This is a genomic window from Brevundimonas sp. (assembly GCF_016463485.1).
In the GTDB taxonomy this organism is placed as follows: domain Bacteria; phylum Pseudomonadota; class Alphaproteobacteria; order Caulobacterales; family Caulobacteraceae; genus Brevundimonas.
Genome location: NZ_JAEMRD010000004.1, coordinates 61,204 through 69,790 on the forward strand (window position 1 = coordinate 61,204; position 8,587 = coordinate 69,790).

The following is an 8,587-nucleotide window of genomic DNA, read 5'->3' on the forward strand; positions in this document are numbered from 1 at the left end:
TTTCAGCATGACCCACTTCCAATCTACCAACCCCGCCACCGGTGAAACCGTCTGGGAAGGCGCCTCGGCCTCTCCCGCCGATACCGCCGCCGCCGTCCAGGCCGCCCGCGCCGCCTTCCCTGACTGGGCCGACCGCCCGCGCCAGCACCGCATCGACGCGATGAAGCGCTACCAGACCGCCCTGAAAGCCCGCGCGCCCGAGATCGCCGAGGCCATCAGCCGCGAAACCGGCAAGGCCCTGTGGGAGACCACCGCCGAACTCGGCTCCATGGCGGGCAAGGTCGATATCTCCATCCGCGCCTATGACGAGCGCACCGGCGAGCGCACGGCCCAGACCGCGTTCGGCTCGGCCACCCTGCGTCACCGCCCGCACGGGGTGGCGGCGGTGCTGGGCCCGTTCAACTTCCCCGGCCACCTGCCTAACGGCCATATCGTGCCTGCCCTGCTGGCGGGTGACACCGTCGTGTTCAAGCCGTCCGAGGAGACCCCTCACACCGGCGCACTGATGGCAGAATGCCTGGCCGAAGCCGACCTGCTCGACGGCGTGTTCAACATCATCCAGGGCGGTCGCGACACCGGCGCCGCCCTGCTGGACCAGCCGATCGACGCCCTGATGTTCACCGGCTCGGGCGCGGCCGGCGCCCATTTCCGCAGGACGTTCGCCGACAACCCGCACGTCATCCTGGCGCTCGAACTGGGCGGCAACAATCCGCTGGTGGTCTGGGATGCTGCGGATGTGGAAGCCGTCGCCGGCCTCGTGGTCCAGTCCGCCTTCGTCACCACCGGCCAGCGTTGCAGCTGCGCCCGCCGTCTGATCGTCCCCGAAGGCCCCGCCGGGGACGCCGTGATCGAGGCCGTGAACGCCATGGTCGAGCGGCTGATCTTCGCCCCCTGGGATTCGACACCAGAGCCTTACGCAGGCCCCCTGATCTCACCACGCGCAGCCGACGCTGCCCTCGCCGCCCTGCAACAGCGCATCGACCTCGGCGCAAAAATCATCCGCCCGTCCGGCCCCATTGATGGCCTGTCCGGCGCCTTCGTCCTTCCCGCCATCATCGACGTCACCGGCGTCCCGGTCCCCGACGAGGAAATCTTCGCCCCCTTCCTGTCGATCACCCGCGTCCCGACCTTCGACGCGGCGATCCAGGCCGCCAACGCCACCCGCTACGGCCTGTCCGCCGGGCTGATCTCCGATGACCCCGTTAACTGGGACAGCTTCATCCGCCGCATCCGCGCGGGCGTCGTCAACTTCAACCGCCCGACCACGGGCGCGGCCGGGGACATGCCCTTCGGTGGCCTGGGCGACAGCGGCAACCACCGCCCCAGCGCCTGGTACGCCGCCGACTACTGCGCCTATCCGGTGGCAAGCTTCGAGGCTGGAGCGGTGAAGAACATCGAGGGCGAGATGCGGGGATTGCGGTGACCGCCGTAGAAGCCAATGCCGACGGCCTGATCGGCCCCACCCATTCTTATGCAGGCCTGTCCCCCGGCAACCTCGCCTCCGGCCGTAACAAGGGCGACGCCTCCAACCCGCGCGCCGCCGTCCTGCAAGGCCTGCAGAAGATGAAGCGGCTCGCCGACCTCGGCCTGCCCCAGTTCGTCCTGCCGCCGCACGAACGCCCCGACATACCCTTCCTGCGCACTCTCGGCTTCACGGGCTCCGACGCCCGGGTGCTGGAACAGGCCTGGAAGGACGCCCCCGCCTTCGCCGCCGCCGCCTGTTCCGCCTCGCCGATGTGGGCCGCCAATGCCGCGACGGTGACGCCCAGCGCCGACAGCGCCGACGGCCGCGTCCACTTCACCCCCGCCAACCTCGTCACCAACCTGCACAGGTCGCTGGAACACGCCCAGACGAAGCGGTCGCTCCAGGCCCTGTTCCAGCACCCCGACCACCACGCCGTCCACGACGCCCTGCCGTCCGTCGCCCATCTGGCCGACGAGGGCGCCGCCAATCACGTCCGCCTGTGCGCCGATCACGGTGAGCCGGGCGTCAACCTGCTGGTCTGGGGCCGCGACGCCTTCGAGGCCTGGGACGGCCCCTTCCCCGCTCGGCAGACGCGCCAGGCCAGCGAGGCCGTCGCCCGTCGCCACGGCGCGTCAGGTGTCGTGCTGGCCCAGCAGTCCCGCGCCGCCATCGCGGGCGGCACCTTCCACAATGACGTCGTCTGCGTCGGCGCGCTCGACACCCTGTTTCACCATGACCTCGCTTTCGAGGACACGGCCGCCACCCACGCCGCCATCTGCGCGGCTGCACAGGGGTTCGAGCCGATCTTCGTCGAGGTCTCCTCCGCCGACCTGCCGCTGGCGGACGCCATCTCCAGCTATCTGTTCAACTCCATGCTCGTGCGGCTGCCCGGCGAGGACCGCCTGACCCTGATCTGCCCGACCGAGACGGAAGCGAACCCTCGCGCCCACGCCGTCGCCCAGTCGCTGGCCGCCTCCAACGGATCGATCGGCCGGGTCGAATACGTCGATGTGCGCCAGTCGATGCGCAATGGCGGTGGCCCGGCCTGCCTGCGCCTGCGCGTCGTCCTGACCGAGGCCGAGCTCGACGCCGTCTACGATCCGATGCGGATGAACGACAACCTGTTCGGCGTCCTGAACGCCTGGGCCGGCGAGCATTACCGCGACCGCCTGGCCCCCGCCGACCTCGCCGACCCGGCCCTGCTGGTCGAGACGCGATCGGCACTGGACAGCCTGACCGCCATCCTCGACCTTGGCGGTTCCTTCTATCCGTTCCAGCGGACCTGACCCGATGGCGTCCAACCCGATCCTCATCACCGGGGGTGTGCTCAGCGCCGCAGCCTCGGTCCTGCACCTCGCCGTCATCATCGGCGGCCCTTCCTGGTACCGGTTCTTCGGCGCGGGCGAAGGCATGGCGCGGATGGCCGAGCGCGGCGACTGGAGAGCCGCCGCCATCACCGTCGGCATCGCGGGCGTACTGGCGCTCTGGGCCGCCTACGCCTTTTCCGGTGCGGGTCTGATCGCCCGCCTGCCCCTGCTCAGGACGGGGCTGGTGGTCATTTCGGCCATCTATCTGGTGCGCGGCCTGCTGTTGATTCCTGCGCTGTTCATGAATCAGGGCGGCGTACAGCCCTTCGTCCTGTGGAGCTCGCTGATCGTGCTGGCCTATGGCCTCGCCTATGCCGTCGGGACCTGGATCGCCTGGCCGGGACTGTCCACGCGATGACCTCTGCGGGTTAAGGTTCGGCTCGTCCGACGCCTCGAAGTTGCAAACTTCGAGCCACCACTCCCTTGCCGCATAAGCGATTGCAGGTTTCTCGGCCTCTCGAACGCGCCCAGGTATCCAGCCCCGCTATACTGCTGCCTGTCCCGTCGCGGGGAAGGGCGCAAGGCCTTGCGATCTTGTTGCGGCGGGGGTGTGTGGAGCGGGATCGGACCGGGGGATGCCGGCGCAGTTCTTTCGAGAGCTGCGTCGCCCCGGACCGTCAAAGGGTCTGGCGCAGAGAGTCGGATCGTTCAGGGGATGACGTCGCAAGGGCGTCACCTTCCCGCCGGGGGCGCGGTAGCGGCAAGGGGTTAACACCCCCGCTGGTTCGGGAGACCGAGCCGTACAGCTCCCGGAAAACCGCGCACGCGGAGCGTCTGTCTTTCGCCGAAACGGTAATCACTACCCCTATTCCGGGCGGAGGCCCGGACGCTCCGCCGGCCCTTCCATCACCGTCGCGAAAGCAGACGGCGCAGACGCGCGTCTGGAATCGACTATGCTGAACCGAAACCCGGAGGCGTCCCTTGTCCACGTCCGCATCGACTGCTGAGCCCATGACCCCCGCCCGTCGCCTGCGCAACATCGTCGGCGGGTCGGCCGGCAATCTGGTCGAGTGGTTCGACTGGTACGCCTATGCGGCCTTCACCCTGTATTTCGCACCGCTGTTCTTCCCGGCGGCCAGCGACACGGCCGAACTGCTCCAGGCCGCCGCCGTCTTCGCCGTGGGCTTCCTGATGCGCCCGGTCGGGGCCTGGATCATGGGGGTCTATGCCGACCGCAAGGGGCGCAAGGCCGGGCTGACCCTGTCGGTGACCCTGATGTGTACCGGTTCGCTGATCATCGCCTGCACCCCGACCTATGCCACTATCGGCATATTCGCGCCCGGCCTGCTGCTGCTGGCGCGGATGCTTCAGGGGCTCAGCGTCGGCGGCGAGTACGGGTCGTCGGCCACCTATCTGTCCGAGATGGCGACTGCCAGGCATCGCGGCTTCTGGTCCAGTTTCCAGTACGTCACCCTGATCTCGGGCCAACTTTTGTCGCTCGCCCTGTTGATCCTGCTCCAGAACACCCTGACCGAGGCCCAGTTGTCGAGCTGGGGCTGGCGCGTGCCCTTCTTCGTCGGTGCCGGCTTGGCCGTCGTGGTCTTCTGGCTGCGGCGTCGCCTCGACGAGACCTCGGCATTCGTGGCAGAGGACACCCAGAACGCCCTGCGTTCCAGCGCCCTGCTGCTGTTCGTGAAACACCCGAAGGAAGCCCTGCTGGTCATGGGCTTGACCGCCGGGGGGACGCTGGCCTTCTACACCTACACGACCTACCTGCAGAAATTCCTGACCAATACGGCCGGCTTCCCCAAGGCCACGGCGACCGAGATCAGCGCCGCCGCCCTGTTCGTCTTCATGCTGATCCAGCCCGCCGTCGGCGCCCTGTCGGACCGGATCGGCAGGAAGCCGGTGATGATCGCCTTCGGGGTGCTGGGGGTGCTGTGCACCGTTCCGATCATGACAACGCTCGCCACCACGACCAACCCGCTCACGGCCTTTGCGCTATCGCTGGCGGCCCTGGTCATCGTCTCGGGCTATACGGCCATCAACGCCGTGGTGAAGGCCGAGCTGTTCCCCGCCCACATCCGCGCCCTGGGCGTCGCCCTGCCCTATGCCATCGCCAATGCGGTGTTCGGCGGTACGGCCGAATACGTCGCCCTGAAGTTCAAGCTGGAGGGCATCGAGAGCGCCTATTTCTGGTACGTCACGGCGATGATCGGGGTGTCATTGCTGGTGTTCGTCTTCATGCGGGACACGAAACTTCGCAGCGAGATCGTACATGAGTGAACCTCACACTCCGTCACCCTCGGGCTCGACCCGAGGGCCGGACCCTCGGCAGGCGGTGCGATGATGCGTTGCGAGGTTGTGCGCCCTATCGCTGTTCGGCCTGGTCAACGTCCGACCCTCGGGTCAAGCCCGAGGGTGACGGCAACCTTGTTCACGCCGCGAACCGCCCGCCCCGCGCCGCATAACTCTGCGTGCCCCGCGTCAGCACCCGGTCGCCCGGCAGCACGGCGTCCACGGCGATCTCCGGTGCCCCCCGCAACCGGTCATAGATCGGCGCGAAGTCCTGGAGGGTCGCCGCCTTCAGCGCCTCGATGGAGGGTACGACGAAATAGACCTGCTGGAAGTCGTCGATCCGATAGAGCGTCCGCATCACCCGCTCCAGGTCGAACGCGATCCGGTTCGGCGAGCCATCTTCCAGCGCGAACACGCTTTCGGTCGCCGACGACACGATGCCGGCACCATAGATGCGCAGGCCATCAGGGCTTTCCATCAGGCCGAACTCGACCGTGTACCAGTACAGCCGCGCCAACTGGTCCAGCACGCCCAGACCGGCCGCCCTCTGACCACCGAGGCCGTAAGCCTGCATGTAGTCAGCGAAATCGGGGTCTGTCAGCATCGGCACATGGCCGAAGACGTCGTGGAAGATGTCCGGCTCCTGGAGGTAGTCCAGCTGGTCGGGCTTGCGGATGAACTGACCGGATACGAATCGCCTGTTGGCCAGGTGATCGAAGAAGACGTCGTCCGGCACTAGGCCCGGCACGCAATGCACGGTCCACCCGGTCAGGGCCTCGAGCTTGGGGTTGATCACCGCGAAGTCGGGGATGCCGCCGGTGTTCAGATCCAGCGCCCTGAGTCCGTTCAGGAAGGCGTCGGACGCCCGCCCCGGCAGGATCTTCATCTGGCGGGCGTACAGGGTGTCCCAGGTGTCGTGCTCGACCTGGGTATAGGCGCACCAGTTCTGGCTGATGGTCCAGTCAGCGGCGGCACCCGGCGGGGGTTCGGCGAAGACGTGCTCGAAATCGGACATGGGGATCACGCTCCTTGGCCGGTCAATCTAGGCCCAGCGCGAACGCCTCGCCAGAGCGTCAGTTCGACTTCAGCGCCCTGTTCAGTGAATGGGCTGCATCCGGGGCGCGCGATGGCCCTGATCGTCCAGGGTGAACCATTTGGCCTGATCCGCCGGCGACAGTTCGGCCAGTTCGGTCTCGTGCTCCAGCACGTCCTCGGCGGCATAGACGAGGAAGCCCGCGTCCTCGCCCATGGCCAGCACCCGGTAGAAGGGCTGGTCGCGCAGGTCGGGGCCGGGTTGGCCGTCGGGACCGCCATAGACGGCGTCGACGTCGACGATCACGCCCCTGAAAACCGCCTCCTTGTGGCGGACGATCTGGCCGAGGCCGAACCGGGCGGTACGGGTCATCTCTGTGGAGGACTGGGTCATGACGGGAAAACTACGTGACCCAGCCTGAGCGGGATGCCCGCCTCCCTGTTCATCTGGCTGTCATATCGGCTTGTGACGAGAGGCAGGCCGGGTCTAGGTTGCGCGGGACGGGTGCCCTCAACGGTTGCGCCCACTTGAAAGCTCGGCCCATGCCGGAATCCGACGACGCGCCCCGGGGGCGTGGCGATCGGTCCCCGCGCCGACGGCCTCGAAACGCGCCTCCGGCAGAGCCCGGCGGCGTGGCGACAGGCTTCGGCGGCTCCGGTCGCGACGCGCCCCTCTATGGCGCGCTCGACCTGGGGACCAATAATTGCCGGCTGCTGATCGCGCGGCCGATGCGCGACGGCTTTCGGGTCGTCGACAGCTTCAGCCGAATCGTGAGGCTGGGCGAGGGCCTGTCGCAATCCGGCAGGCTGGAACCCGCCGCCATGGACCGGGCCTATGACGCCCTGGCCGCCTGCGCCGAGCGAGTGGTGCGCAAGGGACTGGACTCGCACCGCCTGACCGCCGTGGCCACCCAGGCCTGTCGCCAGGCCGAGAACGGCGAGGCCTTCATCGAGCGGGTCCGGCTGGGCACCGGCCTGCGCCTGCGGATCATCGACCCGGCCGAGGAAGCCCGGCTGTCGGTGCGAGGCTGTCTGAACCTGTTCGATCCCCGGGCCGAGGCGGTGCTGGTGATCGACGTCGGCGGCGGTTCGACCGAGCTGTCCTGGCTCAAGAAGGTCGGGCGCGAGATGGAGACCGTGGGCTGGATGTCGGCCCCGATCGGGGTTGTCACCCTGGCCGAACGTCACCCCGAGCCGATCGGATCGGGCGCCGACTGGTACGAGGCCATGGTCGCGGACGTCGAGACCGCGCTGGCAGCAGGCGGCTTCGCGGACCCGGAGATCACCAGGCTGTTCGCCGCCGGGCGTGGGCATATTGTCGGGACGTCGGGGGCGATCACCAGCCTGGCCGGCATCCATCTGAACCTGCGCCGCTATCAGCGCGACCGGATCGACGGCCTGTGGATGACGCGGGGCCAGTGCGATGCGGCGACGGCGCGACTTCAGGCCCTTGGGCCGATCGGACGGGCAGCAGAGGCCTGTATCGGGCCGGACCGGGCCGATCTGGTGCTGGCGGGTGCGGCGATCCTGGAGGCCGTGCAGCGGGCCTGGCCCTGTGAGCGGGTGCGGGTCGCCGACCGGGGCCTGCGCGAGGGTTTGTTGCTGGATGCCATGCGGGGCGACCGCAAGCCCTCACGTCGACGCCGCAGCCACCGGCGTGGCCAGGGGTCGTCAGGCCGGGATCAGGCGGCGGGCGGCGACGGGCTGGGCGGCGACGGGGGCTGACCCGTCACCTGGGCCGGCAGGACGATGTCACAGACGGAGAAGTCCGCGCCCCGAGCCGCACGGGTCTCGGCGGCGAGGGCCTGGAAGCGGGGCGAGGCGGTGTCCAGGACCTGCGCCGTGGGCCGTTCGGCCTCGGGCAGGTCCGAGGCGATGCGGACGCGGGTCATGCGGTCGGGGTCATTGACAATGCCGCCGTCGCCCTCGCCCACCTTGATGGACCTGACGACATCCAGCCCCGACACCACCATGCCCCAGACGGTGTAGCGCTTGTCCAGCGAGGGATAGGGCTGGCGCATCAGGAAGAACTGGGAGTTGGCGCTGTCGGGCGCGTCGTCGCGGGCCATGCCGGCGACGCCCGGGCAATACAGGCCCCAGCCGTGGACCTTGCGATCGGCGGTCGTGGCCATGACGGCGTCGGGCTGGGTCTGGACCGGCAGGGAGTGCAGGAAGCCGACCTGGCCTCCGGCTGGCGCGGCGACGGCGGTGAACCCCATCTCGGGGCCGCGTCGGAAGGTAAACTCGGCCTTGAGGTCGGGATAGGCCGACTGGCCCTCGCCGGTGCCCAGCGGATCACCGGTCTGGGCCATGAACTGGTCGATGACGCGGTGCCAGACGATGCCGTCGAAGAAGCCGGCGCGGGTCAGCAACCGCATCCGGTCGACGTGCAGTGGGGCGATCTCGGGGATCAGCTCGACCAGGATTCGGCCCTTGGTCGTGTCGATGACCAGCAGATTCTCGGGCGGCACGGAACGCCACTCGC

Annotated in this window: 8 protein-coding genes; 5 read left to right on the plus strand and 3 right to left on the minus strand. The window is 68.7% G+C overall.

The genetic code is table 11. The features are described from left to right. The first annotated feature begins 7 nt into the window (after nucleotides 1–7). From astD to JHC99_RS01835, 4 genes are all read left to right on the plus strand, one after another. Nucleotides 8–1,423, plus strand: a complete 1,416-nt coding sequence (gene astD, locus JHC99_RS01820; protein WP_292151764.1) for a succinylglutamate-semialdehyde dehydrogenase — start codon at nucleotides 8–10, stop codon at nucleotides 1,421–1,423. Then, nucleotides 1,420–2,751, plus strand: coding sequence for an N-succinylarginine dihydrolase (astB, locus tag JHC99_RS01825; RefSeq protein WP_292151765.1), 1,332 nt, complete (start codon nucleotides 1,420–1,422; stop codon nucleotides 2,749–2,751). Before astD ends, astB begins: the two co-directional genes overlap by 4 nt. Nucleotides 2,752–2,755: 4 nt before the next feature. Then, nucleotides 2,756–3,190, plus strand: a complete 435-nt coding sequence (locus tag JHC99_RS01830) for a hypothetical protein (protein WP_292151766.1) — start codon at nucleotides 2,756–2,758, stop codon at nucleotides 3,188–3,190. A gap of 593 nt (nucleotides 3,191–3,783) precedes the next feature. Next, entirely contained in the window at nucleotides 3,784–5,058 is a 1,275-nt protein-coding gene (locus tag JHC99_RS01835) for an MFS transporter (RefSeq protein ID WP_292151772.1), read from the plus strand. Nucleotides 5,059–5,209: 151 nt separating this feature from the next. On the opposite strand, the gene phhA is transcribed toward JHC99_RS01835, so the two are convergent. Beyond that, the gene (gene phhA, locus JHC99_RS01840) at nucleotides 5,210–6,085 is read right to left on the minus strand and encodes a phenylalanine 4-monooxygenase (protein ID WP_292151767.1); all 876 of its coding nucleotides are present in this window, start codon (nucleotides 6,083–6,085) and stop codon (nucleotides 5,210–5,212) included. Between the two features lie 81 nt (nucleotides 6,086–6,166). Continuing rightward, nucleotides 6,167–6,496 (minus strand): heat shock protein HspQ, encoded by a 330-nt coding sequence (gene hspQ / locus JHC99_RS01845; protein WP_292151768.1) that lies wholly within the window; start codon nucleotides 6,494–6,496, stop codon nucleotides 6,167–6,169. A gap of 149 nt (nucleotides 6,497–6,645) precedes the next feature. On the opposite strand from hspQ, the gene JHC99_RS01850 reads away from it, so the two are divergent. Beyond that, the gene (locus JHC99_RS01850; protein WP_292151769.1) at nucleotides 6,646–7,827 is read left to right on the plus strand and encodes a Ppx/GppA phosphatase family protein; all 1,182 of its coding nucleotides are present in this window, start codon (nucleotides 6,646–6,648) and stop codon (nucleotides 7,825–7,827) included. Here the strand turns inward: JHC99_RS01850 and JHC99_RS01855 are convergent. Next, the coding region (locus tag JHC99_RS01855) for a peptidylprolyl isomerase (protein ID WP_292151770.1) at nucleotides 7,785–8,587 on the minus strand (803 nt) is incomplete at its 5' end. The genes JHC99_RS01850 and JHC99_RS01855 overlap by 43 nt on opposite strands.

Bases quoted from the DNA above. Each gene is read 5' to 3' on its own strand.
- JHC99_RS01850 (WP_292151769.1), top strand. From the start codon at position 6,646: ATGCCGGAATCCGACGACGCGCCCCGGGGGCGTGGCGATCGGTCCCCG.
- JHC99_RS01835 (WP_292151772.1), top strand. From the start codon at position 3,784: ATGACCCCCGCCCGTCGCCTGCGCAACATCGTCGGCGGGTCGGCCGGC.
- JHC99_RS01830 (WP_292151766.1), top strand. From the start codon at position 2,756: ATGGCGTCCAACCCGATCCTCATCACCGGGGGTGTGCTCAGCGCCGCA.
- phhA (WP_292151767.1), bottom strand. From the start codon at position 6,085: ATGTCCGATTTCGAGCACGTCTTCGCCGAACCCCCGCCGGGTGCCGCC.
- astD (WP_292151764.1), top strand. From the start codon at position 8: ATGACCCACTTCCAATCTACCAACCCCGCCACCGGTGAAACCGTCTGG.
- hspQ (WP_292151768.1), bottom strand. From the start codon at position 6,496: ATGACCCAGTCCTCCACAGAGATGACCCGTACCGCCCGGTTCGGCCTC.